Here is a 25,999-nt window from a genome sequence, read left to right on the forward strand (position 1 = left end):
TGGCAGGGGAGTTTATATATTTAGCTCAAGTTGCTACCTTGATATAAAAAGAACGCGTCACCCTGAGGGAGCGCGATCGCCGCGACCGAAGGGTCTGCGTTTATAGCGTCAGAGATGCTTCGGGGCGAAGAGCGCCCCTCAGCATGACACAACGAGAGTATGGTAGCAACTTAGGTTATTTATGCAACGGGCATTATAATCATTGCATTATGGCAAAAGAAAAAGTTGTCGTCGCCATGTCTGGCGGCGTGGATTCATCTGTTGCGGCGGCTCTACTCAAACAGCAGGGCTATGACGTTACCGGTATGATGCTGCGTTTGTGGTCTGAGCCTGGCAAGGAAGATTCCAATCGCTGTTGCACGCCCGATTCAATGGCGCAGGCGCGGCGCGGCGCGGGGATTCTCGACATTCCGTTTTATGTAATTGATGCGAAGGATGTTTTCAAGGAAACCGTCGTGCAGTATTTTTTGGATGGATACGCGCGCGGCGAAACACCCAACCCTTGTTTGTTGTGCAATCGTCAGATCCGCTGGACCTTTCTTTTGAATCACGCTTTGGCTCTGGGCGCGGAGTATATGGCAACGGGGCATTACGTCAGAATTCAAAAGGCCGAAGATGGAAAACATAATTTGCTTCGTGCTATCGATCACTCCAAAGACCAGTCCTACGTTTTGCATGTCTTAACGCAGGATAAACTTGCCCATGCGCTTTTTCCTGTGGGGGAGTATCCCAAGCCCGAAATACGCCGCCTCGCCGCGGACTTTGGCCTGCCTACTGCTTCGAGAGCAGATTCCCAAGACCTATGCTTTCTCGCTGGAGATGATTATCGTAATTTCCTTCAGCGCAACTCTGCGGAAATGTTGAAGCCTGGCGAGATCGTCACGAGGGATGGCAGGGTGCTCGGTGAACACACTGGGTTGGCCAATTACACCATCGGTCAGCGCAAGGGACTTGGTGTGGCCTCGCCTGTTCCGCTTTTCGTCATTACCAAGAATGCGGCTAGCAATGCGCTGGTCGTTGGCACGCAGGATGAATTGGGTTTGACCGAGATCATTGCGCGCGATGTCAACTGGATGAACGGCGAAACACCGAGTGAACCTTTCCGCGCGGAGGTGAAGATCCGCTATACGGCAAAGGAAGTTGCGGCGCTGGTCAGCCCGTTGGAAGGGGATCAAACGTCGGTTAAGTTTGATGCGCCTGTGCGTGACGCCACAGCAGGTCAGGCGGCAGTCTTCTATCAAGGCGAGGTGATGATCGGTGGCGGAATCATCATCTAAATAATTTGCACGCAGACTGTTATTGAGTCAAGAATGTGCGCTGCACTCATGAACCACACATTTCATCACGAAAGGATTTCCCATGAACTATCGTATTGAATCACTGATGTCTGCCCGTTTGTTTGTTGTGCCGCAATTTGCGGATGAACGCGTGTACTTTTTGAGCAATCTTTCAGGGCACTTGAGCTTATATGCTATGTTTTATGGCGGCAGTGTGCCCGAGCCGCTGCTCCCGCCGAACATCGCTCTGCAGAATCCGCATTTGATCGGCGGACATTCATTTTATGTATTTCCTGAATTGGAGAAGATCGTGGTCATGATCGACCATGATGGTGATGAAAATTATCAGCCGATGTTGATCTCTTTGGATGGTGGCTTCCCTGAGCCTGCCTTCAATAATTTCTTTAAAGATTATCGTGTCCATCTTGGCGAATGTGATCGTGAGAAAGCCGTTGTTTATTTACTAGCTGAACGGCGTGATAAGCCAATGATCGAAACATATCGCGGTGATTTGAAAACCGGCAAGCTGACAAAGATCGCCGAAAGCGAATGGGGGTTTGGTGTTTCATCACATAGCAAAGACCATTCCAAACTTTTGCTTGGTACGGGTTATTCGGTGGGTGATGGCGTGCTGTATTCATGGTTGAAGGGAAAGAAAACCCTGTTGTATGGCAAACCATTGGAAGACCGCAAGCCAGGCGAGCAGGTTCCATTGAACGGGCTTGGTAATGCAGTATTCTCCCCAAGTGGAAAAGGAGCCATCGTAACCAGTGCTGTTTTTGAAGATACTTTTGGACTTGGCTACATTGATCTCAAGAAACCTGGCCTGATGCATTCAGTCAAGCTGAAAGGCGTAGCTCATACCGGCGTGGGTGAAATGGAAAATATTGCTCACCTGAAAGATAACCGTTATCTGGTCACCTTTAATATTGATGCCTGTTCCTGGGCGTATGAAGGGATTTTTGATGAAGCCAAGCTCACCATGAATCTCAAATATGTTCTGGTGGGGCAGGAGCCCTTCGATGGCGGCATGTTGGAGCACATGGATTACGATAAAGTGGAAGATGTCTTCACGTTCTCGTTTTCAACCGCCACTTCACCTACGCAGATATATTCCATTGAAGGCTCAAAACGCAATGATCTTTCATTGCATACAAATGAAAAAATTCTCGGCATTCCAGACGCGCATCTATCAAAGGGTGAGGATGTTTCCTTCATTTCACATGACGGCTTGCGAGTTTCAGCGCGGATGTATCTGCCTGCCAAGTCGCTGGGGTTCAAAGGCCAGCGTCCGCTTGTCTATTACATCCACGGCGGCCCACAGGGACAGGAACGCCCGGACTTTGCGTGGTTCTCCATGCCGTTGATCCAGTACCTCACCTTGCGCGGATTTGCCGTCTTCGTTCCAAACGTGCGTGGTTCCACAGGATATGGATTGAAATATGTCAAACACGTGGATCGGGATTGGGGCGGCCAGGATCGGCTTGACCACGTCCACGCGATGACGAAGGTCTTGCCAAAGGATAAACGTGTGGATGTCAACCGTGCGGCTGTCGTTGGGCGTTCCTATGGCGGCTACATGACCTTGATCCAAGCGGGTATGCACCCCGATCTGTGGAAGGCCTCCTGCGATATGTTTGGCCCGTATGACTTGCTGACTTTCTCTGAGAGAATTCCTCAAACTTGGAAACCATATTTCAAAATTGCACTAGGCGACCCCTCCAAACCTGAGGAAAAGGATTTCCTGATCGAGCGTTCGCCAAAGACTCATCTGCATAATATGGCTGCGCCTATGCTTGTGATTCAGGGCAGGAACGATCCGCGCGTGGTGGCGGCAGAGTCGGAAGACCTTGTGAAGCAGTTGAAAGCCAAAGGCAAGGAATTAGAGCTTCTGGTCTTTGAGGATGAAGGGCACGATGTACTCAAATACGAGAACCGTGTCACTTGCTACAATGCCATCACCGATTTCTTTGCGAAGCATTTAAACCCATAGAATGACTCTCCCCATAATTTTATTTGGGCTGATCGTTGCCACATTGCTGGGTGTGTTGTTCCACCTCCTGCGCGGGGGAGGTGGAATGCGCCTGCTTTTATATATCGGTTTGAGCATCCTCGGCTTTGCTTTAGGACAGTGGGTTAGCATAGCAAGCGGCTGGAGATTGTATCTCTTTGGCGCGCTGGATGTTGGCTTGGGGGTGATCGGAAGTGCTCTGATTTTGGCGCTTGGTGATTGGCTGAACCGGATCGATCCTAAAAATAAAAGCGGTGTATAATTTGCGCCCGTTGTCTATAAATGGTGATGGACTTCCAAAATATCCATCACATTACTAATTTTTGAAAGTGAGTAAAGAGTATGGAAATTGTAATGAACGTAATTGATCTCTTCCTGCATTTGGATGAATATCTCGCGAAAATTATTACAGATTATGGCGTGTGGACCTACGGCATTTTGTTCGTGGTGATCTTTGTTGAAACAGGCCTGGTGATCATGCCTTTCCTGCCTGGCGATTCGCTGCTGTTTGCGGCGGGCACATTTGCAGCTTTGGGTTCATTGAATGTGTGGCTGCTGGTTGGGTTACTAATTGCCGCAGCTTTTCTTGGGGATACCGTCAACTACACTGTCGGTCATTATTTGGGTGAGCGCGCCTACAACATCAAATGGATCAAGAAGGAGTATTTCGATAAGACTCACGCGTTTTTTGAGAAGCATGGCGGCAAAGCCATCTTCCTGGCGCGTTTTGTTCCCATCGTCCGCACCTTTGCGCCGTTTGTGGCGGGCATCGGAAAGATGACCTACGGTTATTTCATCACCTACAACATAGTGGGTGGTGTGGTTTGGGTACTGCTATTCACATTTTCTGGATATTTGTTTGGAAACATTCCTTTTATGAAGGAAAATTTTGAATATGTGATCATCGTCATCATTCTGATTTCTGTTTTGCCGATGTTCGTCGAATGGTGGAAGTCACGAAATAAAAAGGATGCGTACCCCAAAGTAGAGATTAGCGAAAGCTAACGCAGCCGAATGAAAGTGGCTGCCATTCTCTTTGCGATTTTCATCGTCATAATTATTGTATTGGCCGACATGGGATATTTGCAGGGGCAATTAAAATACCTGCATGACCTTCCCTTTGGCGATAAACTCGGACACTTTGTTTTGATCGGGACTCTCAGCTTTTTGATCATATCCAGTCTGATACAGGCACTTCCCTCCCATAGCCCGAAACTGGTTGCTGTTTCTGTGGCTTTGCTCCTGGCTGTTATATTCTCCATCGAAGAAGCATCTCAAATATCGATCCGCTGGCGGGAGGCTTCCTGGAGTGACCTTTTCGCGAACTATGCGGGCATCACATTCTTTGGTTTTCTGGCCTGGTCATTAAAAAGAAAACGGAAGCCCTAAAGACTCCCGTTTGTAACACGAGTAAAAGTGACAGCCACCCTTAAAGTGGCTGTCACTTTTTTATGGCATCAATACCAAATGCCCTTCACTATCATTGATGATAGATTCCTGCTCCCACCACATGGGATAGTATTTCACGTCCGCCCATAGCGGGGCCATGTCATCGTAATGCGGGTGATAAGCATGACCAGATTGCCCTGTGGTGTGCACGGTTAATGAATTATTCAAGTCGCTGAAATCCACGATCATACGCATGGAGGGCAGCCAGTTGGTTTCATAGCCATCTTTTATAGACCAACCTGTCGCGTTGACGATGGCTTCGCCGCCGCTGACGGGAACAGGTCCGCGGTTGAAGAGATCTTCGATCAGGAAGACGCCAGCTTCGCCCAGCGTTGAATTTCGGAAGGTGGCGGCGTGCATCTCGCCCCAATTCCATGTGGCCATGTCTTTGCCGAAGATATCTTCGAGTTCGGCTATGCCCTGTTCAAAGGACTTCGCTAGAATATCGTCCATGCTTTCGACGATATCTGTTGTGGATTTATCGTCCCAGAACGAGTCGTCAGGATGGTTTACTAGATGGCGCATGATGTCATTCCAGCGTGAGCCGCCGTCCACCCAATAGCGCTCTGGGATATCATCATTGAATGTGTTTTGAAGGAAATGTCGCCAGAACGCGTTAAAGATCGCCGCAGGTGTGGAGTCTGCCCGGGATTGATAGTCCCAGTTCTTTAGCGTATCAAGCGTGGGGTCAAAATCCGAGGCGAGGTTTGCATCCAAAAGGATCGGCACGAAAGTTTCGGCATTGGCATCGAATGAATCACCTTGCATCTGTTGAATATAGGCGCTGTTAATTTTATCGGGTGCATTCTGGATCATGCTGACAATCCGATTCGCGCGGAAACCATAATCCCAATCATATGTGATGAGGTATGGGTAGTCGTTTGTGGGCACTTGATTGTTCGCAGTGACAATATAACCTTCAGATGGATTGAAAGTGTAAGGCTGTTCTTCAAATGGAATGTAACCCGTCCATTCGTATTCATCTGTCCAGCCGGGCACCGGCAATGTGCCATCACCGTTCTTGCGGATCGGAATATCACCGGGCATTTGATAGCCGATATTTCCCGAAGTATCTGCATAGATAAGGTTTTGCGCAGGTACATGGAAATTACGTGCGGCTTCACGAAACTCTTCCCAATTTTGTGCCTTGTCGAATCCCCAAATTGCTTCGAATGGTGACGATGGAGTCAGCGCCGTCCACGCCAGCGCGATCACGTATTGCTCGGGCAGTTCAACGCCAGCGCGATCCTTGAACGCTTCAAACTCTTCGTCTTTGGGATCACCTTGATCCTTGAGCGGCCCATAGGTTTCAGAGATGACCGGACCATGACGTGTGCTGCGGACTGTGATATCGACCGCTTCACCCCCGACCACCGGAATTGATTCTTCCCGAGTGACAAAGTCCACCCATTGGCCGTTCACTTCGTATTGGTTTGGGTTCTCAGGGTTTACCCTTTCAATATAAAGATCCATGACGTCCGGGCCGGTATTGGTGAAGCCCCAGGCGATGTTCTCATTGTGACCGATGATCACGCCGGGAACACCAGCAAAGGAGAAGCCTGCAACTTCGAATGGACATTCATCAGATTTTTCGGTGCAGTGCAAACCAACCTGATACCAGATCGATGGCATTTGAATCCCAAGATGCGGATCGTTTGCAAGCAGGGGCATACCAGTATCTGTCAATTCACCGGAGATAACCCAGGAGTTCGAGCCAACGCCATCATTCCAGGGGCCAAGCGCATCATCCATTAAGGCGACATTATTTTCAATCGCCTCCAGTGCGGATATCGGTGCATTTGTCTCCGCGAAGCCTGCAGCGTTTGATGGAACGGTTGCTGAACCATCCCCGATTTGATTTACGATAATGGGATGGTCTTCAGGGTAAGCGGGGAACAATAGGGCAACTTGTTCCGGGGTGAGTGTTTTGAGCAGAACAGCGCGTTCGATCTCGTCCCCCATGTTGCCGCGCAGATCCCAGGCCATGGCTTTGCCCCAGGTCAGCGAGTGGATGGGCGTCCATTCTTCAAGCTCGTAGTCCGGGCTGAGCAGTCCGAGTACAGAATATTCAAGACTGAGTGCAGTGTCTTTATGGTCTTTGAGGTAGGCATTTACGCCCTCGGCATAATCTTGCAGAATAGCTTTTGATTCAGGCCCAAGCTGCTCATATTCTGCTTCGGCGGTTTGCCTCCAGCCAAGTGTTCGCAGGAACGCATCCGTTTCCACCTGCCCGCTTCCGAACATCTTCGAAAGTTCGCCAGAGCCAATATGCCGCCACGAGTCCATTTGCCAGAAACGATCCTGCGCATGGATATAACCCTGCGCAAAGAACAGGTCATGTGCTGTGGATGCATAAATGTGCGGAATGCCCATGCTGTCGCGATAGACATCCACCTGTGCGTTTAGACCATCCAGCTTAATCTCTCCGTTAATTTGCGGAAATGATTCTTGTGCCACTTTATTTGGCAGGTTGCTTTTGAAATAGTATGTTCCCCCCGCGCCTGCGATCAACACAAGAATAACTCCCCCGATCAGAATCTGCCACATCAATTTGACTGCTTTTTTCATGAGCCCTCCGAGTATATTAATATTGGATCCGCAGACTAGGTGGGGACTATAAATCTTTTTCTTTTGAAACCCATCTGATCTGCGAATATTTTTATAAAAGTTTTAGTTATTTGATCGTTCCCAACAATCTTGGGAACCAATACCACAAAATATCTGCGGCCGGCTTGCTGTGAATGGATATGGATTTATCCTGTAATGCAGCGGGCATGTAATAGCCGCGGCTGATAAAGCCTGAGACCCATTGGCGGGCATTGACTGCGGTGAGCAAGGCTTCGTAAATATCTGCCTGGGTTTGCAGATTCAAACTGACGGAAGCAATATCAGCATTCGGCCTAGATAAGACCGTTGAGTCAAAGCAGCTTCCCGCTCCATTGGGGATACATCCACTGGCTGCACCTGCGGCAGAAGGATATGCAATGGCAAGGATGAGAGGCTTATTTAGTAAAGATACAAGCGGAGCCACTTCGTTATCCAGCAGCCTCCCGGCTTCGTTGGCGTAGTCTGCTTTTGTGGCGCTTTGGTTTGTAGAAAGTGGTGCAGACCATAACAAATAAATGCCATCCACGTCTTGCAGGAAACTCAGCGGCGTTTTTATGCTGGATTGAGTGTATGGCATGGCCCAAAATATCTGCCCTTTGAAATGTGTTCGCACATCAGCGATGATGGCTTTCCATTGCGCTTCCACATCCGCGGGCGTGTTGGATGGATTGCCATCTGGCAGAGTTCCACCGGGTAATGCAGGCGTAACCCAATCACCACCGAGGACAAGGGTCTGCGCGCCAGTTTGGGAGGCGAGATCGGCGTAATTGATCGCGAATGCGCGATAGCGGGTGAACCAGGTCTGCCACCACTGCGCGTCACGCGGAGCATTCATCCAAAAGTTTGTGCTAAGCGAAGTTGAAGGATTCGATGATGCGGGGAAGTTTGGATTTGGAAAGAGCGCTACGTTGAGTCCCAAAGCACGGGCTTGTGAGATCATGATCGCAGTATCTATCCACAGTGGGTCTTGACCCGGTACGGTTGTAAAGCGTAGAGGCGAGATGTTTGTATACGTCCAACTTGGAGTGAGCACAGCCAGATTGGACCCCAACGCTTGTGCGTTTGCAAGCGCCTGAGGTGCATAATAAGACCAGTTTGGACGGTAAGTAGATTGGTATTCAATACCCGCAACAAAGGTATTAGCGCGCGATGTAATGACTGCTCCTACTAACGTAACCGGCTCCGGGTTCTCGAACCATTTCCATGAGCCAACATTGTCTACGATATCCTGACCAAGGATGCTGGTAAGTGCCTGCCGCCCGGTTGGTGCCGAGCCGACGGTCTGTCCATCGTCAGCACTTCCACATTGTCCATTGCGGCAGTAGCGGTATGAAAACGTGCCAAGTACATTTAGTGGCCCGTAAAGTTTATACGCCCAGCGGTTGTTACCAAGCGGCCACATAGGGATGGGTTCCATCCAGCCGAAGGTATTAAATTGCATATAAATAATATCGCCGGGCGGTGTGACGGATGGAACAGTAACTTCAAAAAGGATCGGAGCAGAATCTCCAGCAGACCAACCCGCTACAGTGTCTTGAAGCGTAATATCCTGTGCTGGCACGATAAATTCCCGCAGCACCCATTGACCATCCGCTTTGTGTTCAGCGTTCCAAAAGCCATCGCCTAGGCTATATTTGTATTGAATATAGGTACCGGCGGGCAAACCCATTGTGATCGCATATCGCCCATCTGCTTGCAGATTCATAATGGGCATTCGGTCTGTGTTTGTGCTTACGCCGCCGAGCAAGTCTGCAAAGGTATTGCCAAGCTGCAATAAATTTCCTGCAATTCGCACCGGTACACCCGGCACGGTAGATTCAGGAACAGAAACAATGAATGTGACATTCACAAGTTGTGATGGCTTCACGCGCAGGTCAACGATGGTTGTCTTGCCCTCTGCTACGGTTGCGCCTTGCTGAAATGGTTGATACATTCCATCCAGGCTGTAGGCGATCAATTGCTGCGTACCAACCGGCAGGCCACTTAGTTCAAACCGCCCAAGCGAATCTGTGATGTATTGAACACCGCCAGCAGAAACCAGCATATTTGGCAGAGGCGAGCCAGTATCGGAATTGAATACCTGCCCCAGGATCGTACCAGTAGCGCGCGCATAGGATTTATCCACCCAATCTGCGATGATGTCCTGTACTTCTCCGGGCCCCGCCACAAAGTGCATACGATAGCGGATCACAGAACCAAAGTTGGTATCTTCATTAATTTGCGAAGTGCCGCGGCGGATATAACGATATTTAACAACAGAGAAATATGGGAGGGGCAGAACCGCAGTGTAGGTTAGCGAATCGCGCGCGCTCATTGGGAATTGCGTGGCATTCAAAGAAAGCCCGGTCACTTCATCCATCACTGCGATGGAGAGCGTCTCATTTTGTTGCAGGGGTTCGGGTAATGTTACGATGAAAGTGGTCTGCGCCACAGGCTGCGGCGTTGGGGAAGGAATCACATTGCCCGGTATTGGTGTTGAATTACCGGGCGTGGTCGGATTAAATAATGAAATTGTACATGCCTGCCCAACCAGGATAAGCATGATCACCGCGCTTAGATAGCGGCGGGATAATAATGATTGCCTCTTCATTCTCTCTCCTCGATTAAATCCACCGCCTCACGTGGGCCTTAGCCTGCCGGCTCACCCTCAGCATTGACTTCATCCTCGGCATTTTTCTGCCTTCGCCCGGCGTAGGCGATGTAACTCAGGCCGATGCTGATAAAGTATAACAAAATCATGGGAAGCATCACCAACCCCATGTTGACCGGGTCAATGGTGGGTGTGACAGCCGCGGCGACGACTGCAATAATGACAATTGCCAATCTCCATTGCTGAGCAAGGATGGCAGGCTTTACCAATCCCATCGAAGACAGCACATAGATAACCAGCGGGAATTCAAAGAAGACACCGATCCAGATCATTAAGCCTGTAACAAATGAAAAGTATTCACGCGCCGCCCAAAACTGCGCAATCTTTGTAAAACTTCCAAGGAATGGCAGCGCGGCAGGCAGCAGCACATAATAGGTAAACGCCATGCCCAGCAGAAAGAGCAGGGTTGCAAACGGGATTCCCACCAGTCCCATTTTTTTTTCACGCGGTCTTAAACCCGGTGCCGCAAAGAGCCATAATTCAAATGCAATGTATGGAAATGCCACCGCAATGCCCGCAGTCATAGACACACGCATGAAGACGCCAATCTCCTCCGTCACTTGAATGGCTTGCAAATTTTCCAGCCCTTCGATGGGAATGGCGAGAAACTCCATAATATCCTGCGCCACCCAGAACGCAGCAATGACCGCAATTGCCAACGCAATGACCGCGCGCAGGATGTGCATACGCAGTGCTTCTATTTGATCCCACAACATTTGGCGTGTATCACTGTTGGTTGTCAGATCAACGAATACGTCTGCGATGGGGCGTTCATCTGGCTCTGTATTAAGAAATTTTTGGAATCGGTAAAGCGCTCGAAACGGGAACGCGAGAATATTGAAAGCTAGCTTGAAGGGGAAGATAATTATCTTGAAGAGAAAGCGAGAAACGGAAGCAATACCTCGCCACAAACCCAGAAAAAAATTACGCATCGCTCTGCTTGTCGCTTTCGTTTTCTTTTTGTTCGCTTGGGGAGGCTGGGGCCGTGCTCTCGGATGGTTTCATCGGTGTGGGTTTGGTAGTATAAGGCTGGGAGCGTGATGGCATGTTTGGGGAATCGGGCAGCTTCCCGCTGGGGCTTGAAGCGGTATTGATCTCCGTCCCAATCTGTTTTCCAATCTGATTCATTTCGTCATTTGCTTCACGCATCAGCTTGTTTGGCAGAGTGCGCAGTTCGCGTGAGGTCTGCTGAAAAATTTTCCATCCGTCAGAGGTAACAACGCTGCGTAAAAATTTGCCAATGGTCTTGCCAGCTTTTTGCATATCTTTTGGGCCAAGCACGATCAGCGCGATGATAATAATGAAAACAAGTTCAGACATTCCAATACCAAGGATTTCCATGTTCTATGATTCCAGTTTTGATTCCTGATTTATTCTATTTTTTATGATCTGATGAATTTCATTCTCGTGCTCTGCGAGTGTGCCAAGCACACCATTGACAAAGCGCGATGCGGAATCGGAGCCGTAAAGTTTTGCCAGTTCCACAGCTTCGTTGATGGCAACCTTTACCGGTGTTCCACGCGATACAGCAAATTCCCAAAAGGCAATGCGCAGGATGTTGCGGTCTATCGCCGCGATCTGGTCAAGCGGCCATTCGGGTGCATATTTTGCGATCAATTGATCGAGGTCTTGTTTGAGCGGTAGCACACCAAAGACGATCTGCCTGGCAAATTCAGCCAGGTCATCTGCCAGCAAAGTATCTTCCAGGCGTGTCTTTAATACTTCGCCTGGAAGATGGTTGTTTGCAATATCCGTTTCGTAAAGTACTTGCAGAGCAATGGAGCGCGCTCTGGTTCGGGGTTTCATGGGTCAGGCCTCGCTGTCCTCGTAATCTATATCTTCTATGTGAATGTTCACATGCCCAACGTCCATACCAACCATTTCCTGAATGGCGCGTGCCACCTGCTGTTGGACGTTGCGGCTGACCTCGCGGATGTTGACATTTTCCTGGAGGATGAGATGTAAGTCCACGTAGACGGTATTCTCCTCCGTTTCGATGCGGACGCCTTCGCTTGCTCCTCGTCTAAAGAGGCGATTCACTCCGCCTGAAATGGGTGCAAGGCGGCTTACGCCGGGCACGCCCAACGCAGCGAGACGCGCAATGGTGGTCAATACTTCAGGTGATACGGTTGTCTTGCCTTGAGTGGTTTCAGACATTCCTACTCCTTGATGAGAGTGAATAGTGATTGAATGATTGGAGACTTGTCACTAATCTCTATTCACTAGTCTCTGCTTTTTAATTACATCATAGCCATGCCGCCGTCCACGCCAAGGATCTGGCCGGTGATATAGGCGGCTTCATCGGAGGCGAGAAATGCGGCGGCGTAGGCGATTTCTTCAGGCTTGCCTTTGCGCGCGAGCGGCACCATTTTGAGGGCGGCTTCGAGGGTTTCGGGAGTCATGGCATCCAGGATTTCAGTATCTACAAAACCCGGTGCCAGACCATTGACCGTGATATTACGTGAGGCAACTTCACGTGCCAGGGCTTTGGTGAAGGCGATCTGCCCGCCTTTGGAAGCGGAATAATTTGTTTGCCCGGGGTTGCCCATTTGCCCGGCCACGGAAGCCATGTTGATAATACGCCCCACTCGTTTGCGCATCATGTGTTTGACGGCGGCCTTCGAGCAATTGAAGGTGCTTTTGAGATTAGTGTTGATAACCGCATCCCAATCCGCTTCGGGCATCATCATGATGAGTTGATCACGAGTGATGCCAGCATTGTTGACTAGGATGCTCAAGTCACCAAATGTATCAATCGTAAACTTGACCAAAGCCTCGGCTTGTTTGAAATCGGAAACATCTGCCTGGGATGCGGCAGCTTTCCCGCCTGCTTCCTTGATCTTATTTACAACTTCCTCAGCAGATTCGGAAGATTTGTTGTAATTGACCACCACTGCCGCGCCGCGTGCGGCAAACTCCAAGGCAATAGCGCGTCCAATTCCGCGTGAACCACCAGTAACTAATGCAACTTTGTTTTCTAATGATAATGACATAATGGGTTCCTTGTTGCTTGGAATTATACACTTGTTGAGTGCCTAAGGGTTTCTTAAAACATTTAGAAATTGTCTGAAAAGTAGGGACACAGCGAGTCAATTCAAGATTTTGGCCGTAAATCGTTTCGCTGTGTCCCTACAAATCCATATATAAAGTTGAGATTTTAGACAGTCTCTAGGGTCTATTCTTCAACCCATAAGCCAACCCTAGACCTCCACCCAATGCAATTATGGCTGCTACCAAGAAAGCATCCTGCCAAAAACGAATCGGGAAGAGGCGGATGAGGGTGTCGGAATAATAGAAGAGCCAGGAGTCGCCTTCGAAGAACAGGCTGTGAAACCCTGAGAAGAATGCCCAGAAAATATCGGGGTTGAGCAGAATACCAGCACCTGCGATCAAGCCAAGTGAAACTGCCAGACCGACCATCCACCAGCCGCCGCGGCGGAGGCCGTTGATGTATTCAGAAAGAACCTTGTATCTCCAGGCGAGGATTGCGAGAATTATAAGAATTGCCAGGGTGATGTACCAAACCATCAGCGACCCCTGCACCACGCCTTTGACATCTGCCATGTGACTCAGCTCGCGTTCTCCATACAATGGAGTACCGTCTTCAAACTTCAAATCGCCAAGATAAGAAGTATCTGCACTGTTGACGAGATACTCAACGGCATAGGGAGCCCATTGCAGGCGGTCAGTTTTTGTGAAGCCGTATTCGTCGGCGGGGAAGTAGGGCATGTTGTATTCAATGGTATAGAAAATTGGCGTGAGTAAAATACGAAGCGCAAACCCGATCAGGGCGAGGGGTGTGAGTAGTGAAACGAGGTAGGAGAGGATGGTTGGGAGTTTCATGGTTTATCTTGAGAAGGGTACTTCGTCCTGAGCGGAGTGACGAGCGTTCCCTTCGACAGGCTCAGGGCAGGCTTCGAGGAACGCGGCCGAAGGATGGACTGCTATGAATATTTTCTATTTTGATGTCATGTCCTTCGACTGCACCGCAAAAAGCACGCGGCTCCGCTCAGGACGGAGACAACTACTGCAAAAATTCCAGGCCGCCCTGGAGCACGAAGCTGACGACCATATTATTGACGATCCATTCGATGGGAGCGAGATCATCAGTGAAGACCATGGTGGTTTCGTAGCTGGGTTTCATGTTGGCATAAGTTGTCGCCATGGTAGTGACGAGTAATGGGTTGAGACTGGTATCTTGCGCCAGCCTCGTCAGGTTGGAGGCGAAGTTCTCAACTGTGGTCGGTCCTTTGGTAGCGAAGATCATGGTGTTCAAAGTTCCGGGGATATCCATGACATGCACCGATGGAAATATCTGAGCCATCGTGGTGGCGAGTCCGTCTATCAGGCGGCGGTCGCCGGGGACTGAGCCAACGTTGAGGGTCAGCACCCCATTGTCGGCCAGGTGTGAGGCGCTGATCTCAAAGAATTCGAGAGTGGTCATGTGCGGGGGAATATACGGCGGACGGTAGGCGTCGATGGCGATGATGTCATATTTGTTTTGACTGCGATCCAGGTTGAGTCTGCCATCGCCGATGACAACGTTTAAGTTCGGCAGGTTCAATCCAAAATATTTTTCGCCCACTTCAACGATCTTTTCATCGAGTTCAAAACCATCGATCAAAATGTCATCGCCATACACTGCAGTGGCCTGACGCGCGGCAGTGCCGGCAGCGAGGCCGACAATCGCCATGCGTTCAATATCATTGGGCGAGCGGTTTTCGTAAAAATATGGGCCGACCAAAAACTGCTCCCACGGGCCGTTGTAAAACAAAGTATCAGGGTGGTAAATGGAGTGAACGCCCTGCCCATCGTTCAAACGTAAAAGCGTATACCCGTTGATCTCCTGTACCTGAATGTAATTGTAAGCAGACTCGGTTTCATAAACCTGCCCCGCGCTATTCTTAAGCGCCTGCCCCGCAGAAAGAATAGCAATGACCGCAAGCAGGATGGGCATCCAAAGGAGCTTGAGCATTTCATTTCTACTTGCGAATTTCCCCAGGCCGGCCAGCGCAACAAATAACAAAAATAAACCGAAGACCAAAAATGTTTTTGTAGTCCCAATCGTCGGGATGGTGACAAGCGTTGGCAGAAAGGTGCCGATGAATGATCCAAGAGTTGAGATGGCGTAGATTTGCCCCGAGATCTGGCCAGCCTTGGATGTATCGTCCACGGTTAGGCGGATGGCGTAAGGTGAGATCGTGCCAAGCAATGTGATGGGGACAATGAACAGAATTAAGACTGCGATGAATGACCCGGCCATGATGCCAACGCTCAAGGCTTCAAACGCGCTCGCCGCGGACCTGAGAACTGGCCCGGCGATATAAGGCACAAGTGCCACTGTGAACGCCGCCCAAGCCAGAATGCGATACATGGCACCGGGCGTTGGGTTTTGGTCTGCCCATTTGCCGCCCAGGAAATATCCCAATGTGAGGTAGATAAGGATCAGGCCGATGATGCTGGCCCAGACCAGGTTGCTGGTGCCGAAGACGTTGCCGATCAGTCGGCCCGCGGTGAGTTCGGCGGCGAGAGTGGTCATTCCAGAGATGAAGACAGTGAAGAGCAGGTATCGTTTCATTGATTTTCCATTGAATAAGATGGATGGATTATACACGGGAGGAAAGAACCAAGGATGAAAGATGAAGGATGAAATCAAATTCCCCGAGGGCGTAAGACCTGACAGGTTTTATCGAGGCGTGAGTTAATCGGGATTCTTGCGAATCAAAATCTAGTTGATTAATCAGCCCTATGCAGAAACCTGTCAGGTCTTTTCAACAGTTTATCCAATGCTGAGCGGCGGTTTTGTTCCGGGCGGGATGGGAGAGACGTAATTGGCGGCGGCGCGTTTTTGTTTGAATTCCTCTTTTGCCTTCTCGCGGAGTTCTTTGTTTTGCATAAACTCGAGCGCGCTCAAGGCCATTACTTTGCCGGCGTATAACATGCCGCGTTGACCGATTCCCATTTTGCCTTGTGCAACGATCTGCCATGAATGTCCGGGCGAGCCCAGGGTCCAGCAGGTGGTGAAGATCTGTCCCGTAGGAACCACCCAGGAGACGTCGCCCACATCTGTCGAACCGGGTTGAACGACTTCGGATTTGAAGGGCGGCAAAATATCCTCGAAGAGCACGATCTTTTTTAATTCTGCGACCTTTTTTGAATCCAGCCCGTAGGCATAAGCCATTGTCTCGAGGCTGTCAGCAGGAATGGATTTGGAAAGTTCGCGAGCAAAGGCGTGTTCCTCTTCAGTGAATTTGGGCGCGCCCACTTCGATCAATTTGGATTGCAGGACTTCGTTAACGGTCTCGTTCGGAAGCATATTCGACATGCCAGAAATGACGGTGATCTCCACTTCCGTGCCGGTCATCATGGCCGCACCTTTGGCTATGTTTTTTACGCGCTCGAACAAGGCATCAAGCTGATCGGTGCGCGGCGCGCGGACGCTGTATAACGACGCTGCAAAATCAGGCACAACGTTCGGGGCCATCCCGCCGCCGTTGATGGTCACATAGTGCACACGCGCATCGGGGATCATGTGCTCACGCAGATAGTTCACGCCCACATTCATCAACTCGACCGCATCCAGCGCGCTGCGTCCATTGAAGGGATCCATCGCCGCATGAGCCGTCTTACCGCGGAATTTGAAGGTCACGCGATAATTGGCGAGGAAGTTTGCGTATAAGGTCCCATTGAATGTATCTGGATGCCAGGTGAGGCAGATATCGGAATCGTTGAATACACCGGCATTGGCCATGAAGGCTTTTCCCGCGCCGCCCTCTTCGGCGGGACAGCCATAATATTTGATCATGCCTTTTACTTCGCCAGAATCAATAGCCTGCTTGACTGCCATACAAGCCGCCAACCCCGCCACGCCCAGCAGATTATGTCCGCAGCCGTGACCGGGCGCGCCGTTCTCAAGCGGCTTTCTGTAAGGCACACAATCCTGGCTTAGCCCGGGCAATGCATCGAATTCGCCAAGGATGCCGATCACAGGGCCATCGGCGTTGCCGTAACTTGCCACAAAGGCGGTGGGAATTCCCGCCACGCCCCGTTCAAGTTTGAAGCCAGCTTCCTCCAGCGCGTCTTCGAGAGTCTTTGAAGATTCAAATTCCTTGTATCCCAATTCGGCATAGCCCCAGACTTCGTTGCTGAGTTCAATGAACATCGAGCGGTTTGATTCGATCCATGTATTCAGATCCATTTTATGCTCCTTGATATCGAGGTAGTAAAACCGTGAACAACTCCTCCCCCGTAGCGGACTGTACCTCCCGCAGCGATATCATCCCCTTGCGGGACGTCAGCCGCGCATGGACGCTATCGAGATACGCCACGATGCGCCGCTGTTCGTCGAGTGGGGAAACGGGGTACTTTTTCATTTATAGAATAACCCCAAACCATCAATCAGTTTATTGAAGGTATTTCCAAATTTGGAATCATCTTTCCAGGCAGAAAAATCAAGAATATTGTATTCCATTACTTGCTCCATTATCCTCTTCGACCACGGACTATTTTTCCAGCTATCGTCCAATGCAACGGGACATAAAACATCTCTACCCAGCTCCTTCTCGAGAGCTCGCGCCATTCGAACTTCATGCTCTACCCAATCGCTCTTAATAGAGCGTTCCGAAAGTATTAATAATACTGTTGGGTTTTGACGAATGGCTCGGTCTATCTATTTTTCCAATCGCCCTGCTTTAGCATCATGTATATCTCGCCAAAATCTAACGCCTTTCTTATTGAGCTGACTTTCGAGTTTGTCCACATATTTACCATCGTCATGACTGTATGAAATAAAAAGCGGTGAAATCTGGAGGGCTTGGCCTGCGCGCAAATCATACATCTTATAAAGGACTTTATTAATTTCTTCGTTACTTAAGCCGGGCTTATATAGCATTGCCGATTCAATTTCCCAATCGCTCAAACCACAATGCCGTAGGAAGACTTTTGGGATCTTTCCTTTTGAGAGAGCGATTGTGTCTGTCGAGATACTAGAGGGACCACCGTGATGCACATGTTCCAATCCTATAGCCTCGCTTAGATCTGAATTTCCAAAGATTGTGGCATACGCCACCGCACCCGAAAAACTGCTTCCAATGAGTCTGGCTCCCCAAAGATTGGCTTCGCTAATCTCGGCTCCTCTGAGATTAGTTTTAATAAGGTTAGCTCCTCTGAGATTGGCTTTAATAAGTTCGGCCCCACTGAGATCAGCCCCACTGAGATCAGCTCCAGTGAGATTGGCCTTGGAGAGATTGGCTTCACGGAGTTTGGCTTCTCTGAGATTGGTTTGATTCAGGTCAATCGCTACGCGGGGATTGTTCTCACGCCATCGATTCCAAACATCGATACCTTGCCTCAAAAGCTCTAGTTGTTCTCGATTTGCCATCTCATACCTCTCCCTTGAACGCCCACTCCCGATGGTCGCAGCACGGACGGCATCAGTGCGGACAACTCCTCCCCTGTAGCGGACTGTAGCTCCCGCAGAGCGTTGACCTTTACCATTATCTCTCAGCCTGTTGAAAGAAGTATTCCAAGGACGATGAGAAGCGCCAAGGTTATTCCGGTTTCCGCTAGAATCCACGACCAGCCATCTTTTCGTAAACTCTTAGTCAGCGCCCAAAGTATCCTTGGACGCTTTAACTGGAATGATCTTTCAATCGAAACATCAACCAATTTTTCAATGTAACTCCTATATTGATTAATGAAATAATCATCTATGTCCTCTGAATTTTGAATAGGCATCATCCACAGAAACAAGTGCCCTAAATAGATTCCTAGGGAGATTGTGGCGTAGATTAAGTAAGAGAGATTATTCTCCAAATGAACCTTCCCGTAGAGAAAAGACCCTCCAACTGCGATTAGTGTCCAAAGGGCAATGTTTACCCTAAATTCGATATCTCTTGTTTGTGCAAAGTGATTTAATTGTGTTTTATGAAGTTCCAACAAACAGTCCGCTTTTTCCCTATCTGTCATATCTACTTTGTTATTATTGCGTCTTCGAGTCGCCATCATAGTTCTCCTTTGAAAGCCCTGTCCAGCGCGGACGGCAGCAGCAACGCGTCCAATTCCTCTTGCGTTTCTGACTGTACTCCCGCAGCGCCTTGACTTTCGTTATCTTAGATCACCTTTATGCTATCTATATTTTTCTCCGCTGTCTAATAACTTTTTCCATTTCACGTTTGGTTAGTGGGACCATCCTGCTATTCGTAGTGCTGTTTCGTTCGATTTTGTTGAAGCGTTGCTTAACTCGATAAGTAACATAAAGCACTACGAATATGAGTAACAACATTAACAATAGCGTTAACGTCGGTGTTTGGAAAATAAGTAGTATCGGATTATAAAATGAAGTGGTGTTTGGAGGTATCGTAGATGGGAAAAATGTTGTTGGAGTAGGTGTATTTGTCAAAGGGATATGCAGTAATGGAATAGATGTTGCAGTATTAGGTTCTGATATGGAAGTTGTGGGTGAGAACCAATCATGCCCAGAGACAAAGGCAGCGAGAATTGTGGTTATGCTAGCAAGAACCGCTATTAGTAGTGTAAGCTTTTGATTGAGAGATAGATTTGCTCTGCTTGGGGGCATCTCACAACTCTCCCCTAAACGCCCTATCCAGCACAGACGGCAGTAACGCGAGCCGCGATTTATTGGCACGTAATTTAGAGATTGGGTAGCTTTTACAGGTATCTGCTTCTGTTAGCATGGGGTAACCCCATTTTTCCCCAAGTATACTCCCGACCAACAGCTCTCAGGGCGATTTGACCAACACGCTCCTAACCAGATAAAATTGACCGAGGTAAAAAATGTATATCCCAAAACTGTATCGCGAAGAAGACCGAGAAAAAATCCTGGAATTCCTAAAGCAAAATAATTTCCCTGCATTGGTAACACATGATGGCGAAAAGCCAATCGCGACTCACTTGGCCGTTGAGATCATCGAAGGCGAAGATGGCGTATTGACAGTGTTGGGGCATATGTCCCGCGCGAACCCGCAGTGGAAGAGTTTTGGTGGGCAGGAAGTTTTGCTTATTTTTCAGGGTGCCCATACCTATATTTCGCCGCGCTGGTATGGTCACGTCAACGTGCCGACCTGGAATTACATGATGGTGCATGTCTATGGCAAAGTCCGCCTGGTGGAAGGGGAGGAGCTTCATTCCCTGCTAAGCCGTTTGGTGCACAACCATGAGGTTGACACTGGTTACAGCCTCGAAGGTCTGCCGCAGGATTTTGTGGAAAAAGAAATGAAGGGCGTGGCTGGCTTTGCCGTGGGTGTGACGCGGATCGAGGCGAGCTATAAACTGAGCCAGAATCGCAATCATGAGGATTACGAGAGTATAGTCCGCGAGTTGGAGGGGAGAGGCGATGAGAATTCGAGGGCAGTGGCGAGGGAGATGCGAAGCGCAAGGGCAGACAATAGACGATAGACCATCGTCCACGGTCTATTGTCCATCGTCCATGGTCCATGGTCTGGGCCCACGGCTCGCTCCTTGACGAAAGCCCCTCATGCGTATAAAATCCAAGCCGTTGTCAAGGTTGCGCCTCCGTGAGGAGGCGCATTTTCTGCCAGATGGTAGACCCAATTATCAAATGTTTAGCGGCGCGGCCGCTTTGCAGAATATCATTTCATAGGGTGAAGGTAACACGACCTATTTAGTGCGGACAAGGTCCGCCATTTTAATGGATTGTGTGAGAGGCGCCCGAGGAGTAAAGATGGATAAAGTTGTATTAAAAGCTACAAAACGTGACGTCACCGGCAAGCAGGTCAGCGCGTTGCGCCGCGCAGGTAAATTGCCTGCCGTGATCTATGGCCGTCACCTGGAACCGATGGCGATCTCGCTGGATGCTCACAGCACCAGCCTTGCCATGGCTAAGTTGTCGTCCTCAAGTTTGGTCACGATTGATGTGGATGGCAAGGAATACCCCGCACTGGTGCGCGATAGACAGCGCAACTTCATTAAGGGTAACCTGACCCATGTGGATTTCCTGGCTGTAGACCTCACCGAAAAGATCCGCGCTACTGTGCGCCTTATTTTCGATGGCGTTTCACTGGCCGTAAAAGATTACAACGCTGTGTTCGTGCATAACCTCGAAAAGCTGGAAGTGGAATGTCTGCCAACAGACCTGCCCGAAAGCATCACTGTGGATATTACTCCGCTCAAACAGATCGGTAATGGTATCCGCGTGCGTGATCTGGGTATTTCAGATAAGATCCGCATTTTGAATGACGAAGATGAGATGGTTGCTGTTGCCACTGCACCGAGAGTGGAAGAGCCCGCAGAAGGCGCTGCCGCTGCTGCTGTTCCTGGTGCTGAAGCCGCTGCTCCTGAAATCAGTGTGGAACGCGGTAAGAAGGAAGAAGAAGGCGCAGAGAAGTAATCTCTTTGCAAACAAAAAAATCCGCCATCGTAATGATGGCGGATTTTTTTGTTATAAGGCTTGTGTCATCCTGAGCGCTAGCGAAGGATCTCTCCTCGCTGGGCGGAAGACTCTTCGGTCGCGAAGTGCGCTCCCTCACATCGTCCCGATGTCTTTCCGGAGAGCGACACGTTATTCAGTCGGCGCAGACTTTTCCGCAGAATGCCGCCGAGGACTGCGGCTTAAGCCTGAAATAATATTTCGATAGCGGATTTTTATTTTAAGAAATCAAGCGCCTTCAAAAAACTGACGGTCATCCTGGCTGTTGCACCCCACAGCATTTCGCCGTCGTAAGGATGATAAGCGATCAGCGAGCGTTCAGATTCTCGCAGTGAAAATTCCCAGTAATTATTTTTATTTGCAAGCCACAATAACGGAATGGTAAAGATGCGCGCCACTTCGACTCCCGCCACCTTGAAAGCATAAGGCCAGGGGATGACACCCACGATCGGACTCACCCGAAAACTGCTGATCGTTATCAAGCGGTTGAGTCTCCCGAGGACTTTTACATCGGCGGGCTTCATGCCAATCTCCTCATCAGCTTCGCGTAATGCGGTTTGTTCCGGGGTTGTCTCGCCTTCATCACAAGCGCCGCCGGGGAAAGAGACTTGTCCTTTATGTGATTCGACATGGTCTGTGCGGCGGGTGAAGAGGATATGCCATTCGTCTTTGTAATAAGTTAATGGCAGGAGTACCGCCGCGTTTTTCAAGCGGGTATTCGGGTCAACCGCCATTTCAGCATACTCAAATGAAGCATCTGAATTTGATTGAGCCTCCAGCAATTTTTGGGCAATGAACTCCGGGGTTAGCTCTGTCATTTTATGACTTATGACTGTTCGCGTACCGGGCTGCCGCAATAAGCACATTCAGCGGTGATGTCGTCCAGCCATTCAACTTCATCTGGCTTTAATGTCCCGCCGCAGGATGGACAATGAGTTGGCAAAATAGGTTTCTTAGGAGGAGCGAATGTTTTGGCAGAAACTTCGCCTGGAAGATTTCCACTCAATAAATTTGCGATCTCATCCGCTTCAGCATTTAGATTGCGTGCTTGTAATTCATTGATAATACGTCCGCCAAGCATTTGCATACGAGGGAAACGTCTTTGGTTCGCAAGCATGGTCAGCCCGCGGCGGAGATGTGCAATGGCCAGCTTTGTCTGCCCGCTTAAGATGGCGGCACGCCCCGCTTCGATATATAAAAATGGAGCGCGTTGCGGAAAGCGTTCTTCTGCACCTTGCGCTAGTTTGTGAAATGTATTGGCGGCATTTGTATAATCGCCCGATGCCATCATTTGGTTGGCTTGCTGCAAAATGACTGGCACATCAGGCCTTGTCATTCTACGGAGGATTCGCTGTGCTCTGCGTCGGAACATTTTGTCTCCTAGTCTGAATCAACGCCTGCTTCATTTCCCAGTTCTATGGCACGAGGGTCAAGGTTTGCTTCTATTTTTCTGCCGAAGACTAAAAAGCCAGTATGCGCCACCATACGGTCCGTGGGGCGGATGCGGTTCGGGTCCGCTTTGTAGTAACGCAGTAGAAGTTCGCAGACTTCGATGAATGCGAATTTATTCTTCTTGAGTGCATACAGCGTTTTTTCCACCTGGTTAAAGGTAGGCAGGATCGTTCCAAAGAATCCGCCAGGCTTGAGCGCATTGCGCACTTGCGTTATGTAGTCAAAAGGATTTTGCACATCGAGGAAGAAGGCGTCGGCGTCAGATTCGTCAAAGCCCTCTTGGATGTCACGCAGTTTGAAGTCTACGCGCGAAGCGAGGCCAACACGCTCGATATTTTTCCGGGCAAGATTCTGTACATCCTGTTTTTGTTCATAAGAGATGACCTTTCCCTCTGCACCAACGGCTGATGCCAAAGCAATCGTCATTGAGCCTGAACCCGTGCCAGCTTCCATCACAGTCTGGCCGCTGGAGACGCTCATTTGGATCAGGATATAACCAATATCTTTCGGATAAAGTATTTGAGTAGTGCGCGGTAATTCATTAAGCAGATCAGAGATGGACGGCTGCAATAAAAAAAATGGCGCACCCGTATGGCTGAAGACTTGCGAACCCCAGGGCAGGCCGATCAGATCATCATGCTTGAGCACGCCGCGATGACTTTGAAAATCACCGCCTGCTTTGAGGGTGAGAATAAAATGTTTGTGTGTCAGGCCGACCAGTTGTGCAAGGTCACCATCGCGTGCATTGGATGAATAAGTCATGAGGATAATTGTACTCTTTCTTCGTTATCCAAATTTTCTGTTGGCGGTGTGATGGGTATGCTTCTTAGTTTTCGATTGGAGGCAAGCAAAACTGCGAACATGCCAATGCCAAGTGTGAGCAACCCGCACAACAAAGCAGGGACATAATTGAACAGCCATTCGGGCCTTCCAAGTGATTCGCCGACAACTGCAAGACTCGTTCCCACAGCGGCAGCATTCCAGATTCCATGAATTAATACAGCCGTAAAATATGCAGCGAACAATTGCCCAATTCGTTTCTCGCGAAAAGCGGAGACGATGCCCCAGCCAACCAGCCCAGAGGTGGTCATGTGCAGGAGACTTGTGCCTGCACGCACGCTGACAATAACGGGCCAGCTAATCGAGCCATCTATACTGGCATTCAGGCTTTCAATTAATGCAAAGGCCGCACCACTTATCAAACCCAGAACAAATCCCTGCGTGGGAGATTCGATTTTCCATGCAAATAACCAGACCGCCAGAGGCTTCAACAATTCTTCTATCAATGGTACGAAGACAGCAATGTATCCGATGGCAACTGAAATAGCAATGGGGTTTGTAATGTAAGGCGCGAGCAGATTGAGGATCACCTGTTCATCTGTTTCAAATTCGAGCAGGCTGGCAAGGTTGAGAATCTCTTGCAGTACATCGGGTTGTGTGGCTGCGACGAAAACCGCGACGCCGATGGCGAATAACATCAACAGGATAATTTCAAGCCCCACCATGATCGTAGGGCCGATGGTCATGCCCAGACCAAAGACTGCAAAGAAACGCCAGCGCGGACCAAGCTCAAGCCCGTGTGTGCCAATGCCAATCAACATCCAAATGGGCGGGATGATAACCAGTAAGGTTAATAAGGGGAGAACGATCCATCCAAGCCAGGCAATCTCCGTGACTGCTACCAGGCCGCCGATCAACACAGAAAAAACCATAATCCCGATGACTGCGATGACCTGCCAGCTTGCAAATGGAAAATTGAATGGCAGGTCGGCCTGCTCACGTCCCATGGCTTTTTGCAGCACGAACCATGAACACGCCAGCAAGACAAGCACTTCAAAAGTGAAAGCGAGTGCCCCGATCATTTCGGCGGCGGGTTGACCGTTCTCCGAAAAAAGACTGAACAGGGAACTTATCCACAAGCCGAATGCGAGCAAGAGCAAAAACAAGATGCCAATACCAAATACCAGTAATGTCAGTAGTGAAGGCCAGTGAGTTTTATTTGTTTGCATTATTTTTCTTCAATCGTCACGCTGATGATCTTATCGCCCGGCGGCAGGAGCACGTTCTGGTCAGGGTCACGCGCCGCCAGTTGCTCCGCTATATTCAAGCCGCTAAGTACCTGCCCAAAGATGGTGTAAGCGCCATTCAAATGCGGCGCTGGGGCAAACGTGATGAAGAACTGGCTTCCGTTTGTATCTGGCCCGGAGTTTGCCATGCCCACCAATCCGGGCGCATCAAATAGCAGATCGCTGATCTCATTGTTAAATAAATAACCTGGGTTGCCTTTGCCCGTGCCGCTTGGGTCGCCTGCCTGCGCGGCAAAACCGGGGATCACACGATGAAAGGTCACACCGTCAAACCAGCCGGCACGTGCAAGGAAGACAAACGAATTCACGGCCAGCGGCGCTTTATCAGGAAATAACTCGATCACGATATCGCCCTTCTCCGTTTTGATGGTGGCGATATATTGTTTCGATACGTCGATGCTAAATGGCGGGCATTGGGTAAATTGTTTTTGCCCGAGCGCGATCAGACCAACAGAGTCGCTCATGTTTTTATAATCGAGCAGATAGAATTGCTCGCCGTTCATGAGGACAAGTGGGACTGCGGCAATACTTAATTGCTTTGCCGCTTCATACATCGACATCATCCTGGTCGTTGTTTCAGGGGCATTGATCACCGCTGTAAGTTGGTCACCATCCATGCCCAACGCTGACGCTTCCTTCACAACCCAATCGTTGAACTTGCTTGGGCTTAACCCCGCCCATTCGTTATATTTAGTGAATAATAAGTCATACATCACCCAGAACTGACCCTGCTCATCTGCGGCGAGTGCGGCGAGAACTGCTTTGTCAGATTTATCCAGGATGCCGATTAATGGTAATGGGCGAAAGACGAAACGCAAGTCATCGTGATTCTTCAACAATTCGCGGACGACATTTGCCATGCCCGCGCACCCTTGTGATTGAAACTCACAATATTCAACTAAAGTTACTGATGCATCCGCAGGCCCAATTGAAAAGTCCGCCGCGCTGACTGGGGGATATAGAGAACCATTGGGTGCTGAAGTCGGTTCCGCAAAGATAGCGGAACAGCCGATCACGGGCGTGGGCGTATCAATAACAATTGGTTGTTCAATAATTAAG

At 49.5% G+C, this 25,999-nt stretch carries 25 protein-coding genes; 7 read left to right on the forward strand and 18 right to left on the reverse strand.

From position 1 onward, the window contains the following. Window positions 1–209: 209 nt before the first annotated feature. From mnmA to AC14M5_RS02030, 5 genes are all read left to right on the forward strand, one after another. Complete coding sequence (gene mnmA / locus AC14M5_RS02010) at window positions 210–1,277, forward strand: tRNA 2-thiouridine(34) synthase MnmA (RefSeq protein ID WP_484027951.1); 1,068 nt, start codon at window positions 210–212, stop codon at window positions 1,275–1,277. A gap of 82 nt (window positions 1,278–1,359) precedes the next feature. Next, window positions 1,360–3,270, forward strand: a complete 1,911-nt coding sequence (locus AC14M5_RS02015) for an alpha/beta hydrolase family protein (protein WP_484027952.1) — start codon at window positions 1,360–1,362, stop codon at window positions 3,268–3,270. 1 nt (window position 3,271) lies between these two features. Further along, a complete protein-coding gene (locus tag AC14M5_RS02020) occupies window positions 3,272–3,550 on the forward strand; it encodes a hypothetical protein (RefSeq protein WP_484027953.1) in 279 nt (92 codons plus the stop codon). Window positions 3,551–3,630: 80 nt separating this feature from the next. Further along, the gene (locus AC14M5_RS02025; RefSeq protein WP_484027954.1) at window positions 3,631–4,293 is read left to right on the forward strand and encodes a DedA family protein; all 663 of its coding nucleotides are present in this window, start codon (window positions 3,631–3,633) and stop codon (window positions 4,291–4,293) included. A gap of 15 nt (window positions 4,294–4,308) precedes the next feature. Next, window positions 4,309–4,677 carry a VanZ family protein gene (locus tag AC14M5_RS02030; RefSeq protein ID WP_484027955.1) on the forward strand — a complete coding sequence of 123 codons (369 nt, stop codon included), beginning with the start codon at window positions 4,309–4,311 and terminating at the stop codon, window positions 4,675–4,677. A 60-nt stretch (window positions 4,678–4,737) separates the two neighbouring features. On the opposite strand, the gene AC14M5_RS02035 is transcribed toward AC14M5_RS02030, so the two are convergent. The 13 genes from AC14M5_RS02035 to AC14M5_RS02095 form a co-directional block, all read right to left on the reverse strand. Further along, the gene (locus AC14M5_RS02035) at window positions 4,738–7,305 is read right to left on the reverse strand and encodes a penicillin acylase family protein (protein ID WP_484027956.1); all 2,568 of its coding nucleotides are present in this window, start codon (window positions 7,303–7,305) and stop codon (window positions 4,738–4,740) included. A gap of 106 nt (window positions 7,306–7,411) precedes the next feature. Then, window positions 7,412–9,934 carry a glycoside hydrolase family 113 gene (locus AC14M5_RS02040; RefSeq protein WP_484027957.1) on the reverse strand — a complete coding sequence of 841 codons (2,523 nt, stop codon included), beginning with the start codon at window positions 9,932–9,934 and terminating at the stop codon, window positions 7,412–7,414. A gap of 38 nt (window positions 9,935–9,972) precedes the next feature. Then, the gene (gene tatC, locus AC14M5_RS02045; protein ID WP_484027958.1) at window positions 9,973–10,926 is read right to left on the reverse strand and encodes a twin-arginine translocase subunit TatC; all 954 of its coding nucleotides are present in this window, start codon (window positions 10,924–10,926) and stop codon (window positions 9,973–9,975) included. After that, window positions 10,919–11,335 (reverse strand): twin-arginine translocase TatA/TatE family subunit, encoded by a 417-nt coding sequence (locus AC14M5_RS02050; protein ID WP_484027959.1) that lies wholly within the window; start codon window positions 11,333–11,335, stop codon window positions 10,919–10,921. Before AC14M5_RS02050 ends, tatC begins: the two co-directional genes overlap by 8 nt. A 3-nt stretch (window positions 11,336–11,338) precedes the next feature. Next, the gene (gene nusB, locus AC14M5_RS02055; protein WP_484027960.1) at window positions 11,339–11,800 is read right to left on the reverse strand and encodes a transcription antitermination factor NusB; all 462 of its coding nucleotides are present in this window, start codon (window positions 11,798–11,800) and stop codon (window positions 11,339–11,341) included. A gap of 3 nt (window positions 11,801–11,803) precedes the next feature. Next, the gene (locus AC14M5_RS02060; RefSeq protein ID WP_484027961.1) at window positions 11,804–12,151 is read right to left on the reverse strand and encodes an Asp23/Gls24 family envelope stress response protein; all 348 of its coding nucleotides are present in this window, start codon (window positions 12,149–12,151) and stop codon (window positions 11,804–11,806) included. An 83-nt stretch (window positions 12,152–12,234) separates the two neighbouring features. Then, window positions 12,235–12,987 (reverse strand): 3-oxoacyl-[acyl-carrier-protein] reductase, encoded by a 753-nt coding sequence (gene fabG / locus AC14M5_RS02065; RefSeq protein WP_484027962.1) that lies wholly within the window; start codon window positions 12,985–12,987, stop codon window positions 12,235–12,237. 175 nt (window positions 12,988–13,162) lie between these two features. Beyond that, on the reverse strand, window positions 13,163–13,837 hold the full coding sequence (locus AC14M5_RS02070) for a TIGR01906 family membrane protein (RefSeq protein ID WP_484027963.1): 675 nt from the start codon (window positions 13,835–13,837) through the stop codon (window positions 13,163–13,165). Window positions 13,838–14,018: 181 nt separating this feature from the next. Continuing rightward, window positions 14,019–15,572, reverse strand: a complete 1,554-nt coding sequence (locus AC14M5_RS02075; RefSeq protein WP_484027964.1) for a spermidine synthase — start codon at window positions 15,570–15,572, stop codon at window positions 14,019–14,021. A gap of 201 nt (window positions 15,573–15,773) precedes the next feature. Continuing rightward, a complete protein-coding gene (locus AC14M5_RS02080; protein ID WP_484027965.1) occupies window positions 15,774–17,192 on the reverse strand; it encodes a M20 family metallopeptidase in 1,419 nt (472 codons plus the stop codon). Window positions 17,193–17,363: 171 nt separating this feature from the next. Further along, on the reverse strand, window positions 17,364–17,663 hold the full coding sequence (locus tag AC14M5_RS02085) for a TIR domain-containing protein (protein WP_484027975.1): 300 nt from the start codon (window positions 17,661–17,663) through the stop codon (window positions 17,364–17,366). After that, window positions 17,664–18,374, reverse strand: coding sequence for a pentapeptide repeat-containing protein (locus AC14M5_RS02090; protein WP_484027966.1), 711 nt, complete (start codon window positions 18,372–18,374; stop codon window positions 17,664–17,666). A 122-nt stretch (window positions 18,375–18,496) separates the two neighbouring features. Next, window positions 18,497–19,000, reverse strand: coding sequence for a hypothetical protein (locus AC14M5_RS02095; RefSeq protein WP_484027967.1), 504 nt, complete (start codon window positions 18,998–19,000; stop codon window positions 18,497–18,499). 789 nt (window positions 19,001–19,789) lie between these two features. On the opposite strand from AC14M5_RS02095, the gene AC14M5_RS02100 reads away from it, so the two are divergent. Both AC14M5_RS02100 and AC14M5_RS02105 read left to right on the forward strand, forming a co-directional pair. After that, window positions 19,790–20,410, forward strand: a complete 621-nt coding sequence (locus tag AC14M5_RS02100) for an FMN-binding negative transcriptional regulator (protein WP_484027968.1) — start codon at window positions 19,790–19,792, stop codon at window positions 20,408–20,410. A gap of 286 nt (window positions 20,411–20,696) precedes the next feature. Next, window positions 20,697–21,362, forward strand: a complete 666-nt coding sequence (locus AC14M5_RS02105) for a 50S ribosomal protein L25 (protein ID WP_484027969.1) — start codon at window positions 20,697–20,699, stop codon at window positions 21,360–21,362. 254 nt (window positions 21,363–21,616) lie between these two features. On the opposite strand, the gene AC14M5_RS02110 is transcribed toward AC14M5_RS02105, so the two are convergent. The 5 genes from AC14M5_RS02110 to AC14M5_RS02130 all read right to left on the reverse strand — a co-directional run. After that, window positions 21,617–22,219 carry an NUDIX hydrolase gene (locus tag AC14M5_RS02110; RefSeq protein ID WP_484027970.1) on the reverse strand — a complete coding sequence of 201 codons (603 nt, stop codon included), beginning with the start codon at window positions 22,217–22,219 and terminating at the stop codon, window positions 21,617–21,619. A gap of 8 nt (window positions 22,220–22,227) precedes the next feature. Next, entirely contained in the window at window positions 22,228–22,773 is a 546-nt protein-coding gene (locus AC14M5_RS02115; RefSeq protein ID WP_484027971.1) for a hypothetical protein, read from the reverse strand. 8 nt (window positions 22,774–22,781) lie between these two features. Beyond that, window positions 22,782–23,615, reverse strand: a complete 834-nt coding sequence (locus AC14M5_RS02120; RefSeq protein ID WP_484027972.1) for a tRNA (adenine-N1)-methyltransferase — start codon at window positions 23,613–23,615, stop codon at window positions 22,782–22,784. Next, window positions 23,612–24,862: a PrsW family glutamic-type intramembrane protease gene (locus tag AC14M5_RS02125; protein WP_484027973.1), complete on the reverse strand. Its 1,251-nt coding sequence runs from the start codon at window positions 24,860–24,862 to the stop codon at window positions 23,612–23,614. Before AC14M5_RS02125 ends, AC14M5_RS02120 begins: the two co-directional genes overlap by 4 nt. Then, window positions 24,862–25,999, reverse strand: a 1,138-nt coding sequence (locus AC14M5_RS02130; protein WP_484027974.1) for a peptidylprolyl isomerase, incomplete at its 5' end; no start/stop codon positions are given. The genes AC14M5_RS02130 and AC14M5_RS02125, both read right to left, overlap by 1 nt.

This window comes from Candidatus Villigracilis sp. (genome assembly GCF_057083605.1).

Bases quoted from the DNA above. Each gene is read 5' to 3' on its own strand.
- mnmA (WP_484027951.1), top strand. From the start codon at position 210: ATGGCAAAAGAAAAAGTTGTCGTCGCCATGTCTGGCGGCGTGGATTCA.
- AC14M5_RS02015 (WP_484027952.1), top strand. From the start codon at position 1,360: ATGAACTATCGTATTGAATCACTGATGTCTGCCCGTTTGTTTGTTGTG.
- AC14M5_RS02020 (WP_484027953.1), top strand. From the start codon at position 3,272: ATGACTCTCCCCATAATTTTATTTGGGCTGATCGTTGCCACATTGCTG.
- AC14M5_RS02025 (WP_484027954.1), top strand. From the start codon at position 3,631: ATGGAAATTGTAATGAACGTAATTGATCTCTTCCTGCATTTGGATGAA.
- AC14M5_RS02035 (WP_484027956.1), bottom strand. From the start codon at position 7,305: ATGAAAAAAGCAGTCAAATTGATGTGGCAGATTCTGATCGGGGGAGTT.
- AC14M5_RS02040 (WP_484027957.1), bottom strand. From the start codon at position 9,934: ATGAAGAGGCAATCATTATTATCCCGCCGCTATCTAAGCGCGGTGATC.
- tatC (WP_484027958.1), bottom strand. From the start codon at position 10,926: ATGCGTAATTTTTTTCTGGGTTTGTGGCGAGGTATTGCTTCCGTTTCT.
- AC14M5_RS02050 (WP_484027959.1), bottom strand. From the start codon at position 11,335: ATGGAAATCCTTGGTATTGGAATGTCTGAACTTGTTTTCATTATTATC.
- nusB (WP_484027960.1), bottom strand. From the start codon at position 11,800: ATGAAACCCCGAACCAGAGCGCGCTCCATTGCTCTGCAAGTACTTTAC.
- AC14M5_RS02060 (WP_484027961.1), bottom strand. From the start codon at position 12,151: ATGTCTGAAACCACTCAAGGCAAGACAACCGTATCACCTGAAGTATTG.
- fabG (WP_484027962.1), bottom strand. From the start codon at position 12,987: ATGTCATTATCATTAGAAAACAAAGTTGCATTAGTTACTGGTGGTTCA.
- AC14M5_RS02070 (WP_484027963.1), bottom strand. From the start codon at position 13,837: ATGAAACTCCCAACCATCCTCTCCTACCTCGTTTCACTACTCACACCC.
- AC14M5_RS02075 (WP_484027964.1), bottom strand. From the start codon at position 15,572: ATGAAACGATACCTGCTCTTCACTGTCTTCATCTCTGGAATGACCACT.
- AC14M5_RS02080 (WP_484027965.1), bottom strand. From the start codon at position 17,192: ATGGATCTGAATACATGGATCGAATCAAACCGCTCGATGTTCATTGAA.
- AC14M5_RS02090 (WP_484027966.1), bottom strand. From the start codon at position 18,374: ATGGCAAATCGAGAACAACTAGAGCTTTTGAGGCAAGGTATCGATGTT.
- AC14M5_RS02095 (WP_484027967.1), bottom strand. From the start codon at position 19,000: ATGATGGCGACTCGAAGACGCAATAATAACAAAGTAGATATGACAGAT.
- AC14M5_RS02100 (WP_484027968.1), top strand. From the start codon at position 19,790: ATGTATATCCCAAAACTGTATCGCGAAGAAGACCGAGAAAAAATCCTG.
- AC14M5_RS02105 (WP_484027969.1), top strand. From the start codon at position 20,697: ATGGATAAAGTTGTATTAAAAGCTACAAAACGTGACGTCACCGGCAAG.
- AC14M5_RS02110 (WP_484027970.1), bottom strand. From the start codon at position 22,219: ATGACAGAGCTAACCCCGGAGTTCATTGCCCAAAAATTGCTGGAGGCT.
- AC14M5_RS02115 (WP_484027971.1), bottom strand. From the start codon at position 22,773: ATGTTCCGACGCAGAGCACAGCGAATCCTCCGTAGAATGACAAGGCCT.
- AC14M5_RS02120 (WP_484027972.1), bottom strand. From the start codon at position 23,615: ATGACTTATTCATCCAATGCACGCGATGGTGACCTTGCACAACTGGTC.
- AC14M5_RS02125 (WP_484027973.1), bottom strand. From the start codon at position 24,862: ATGCAAACAAATAAAACTCACTGGCCTTCACTACTGACATTACTGGTA.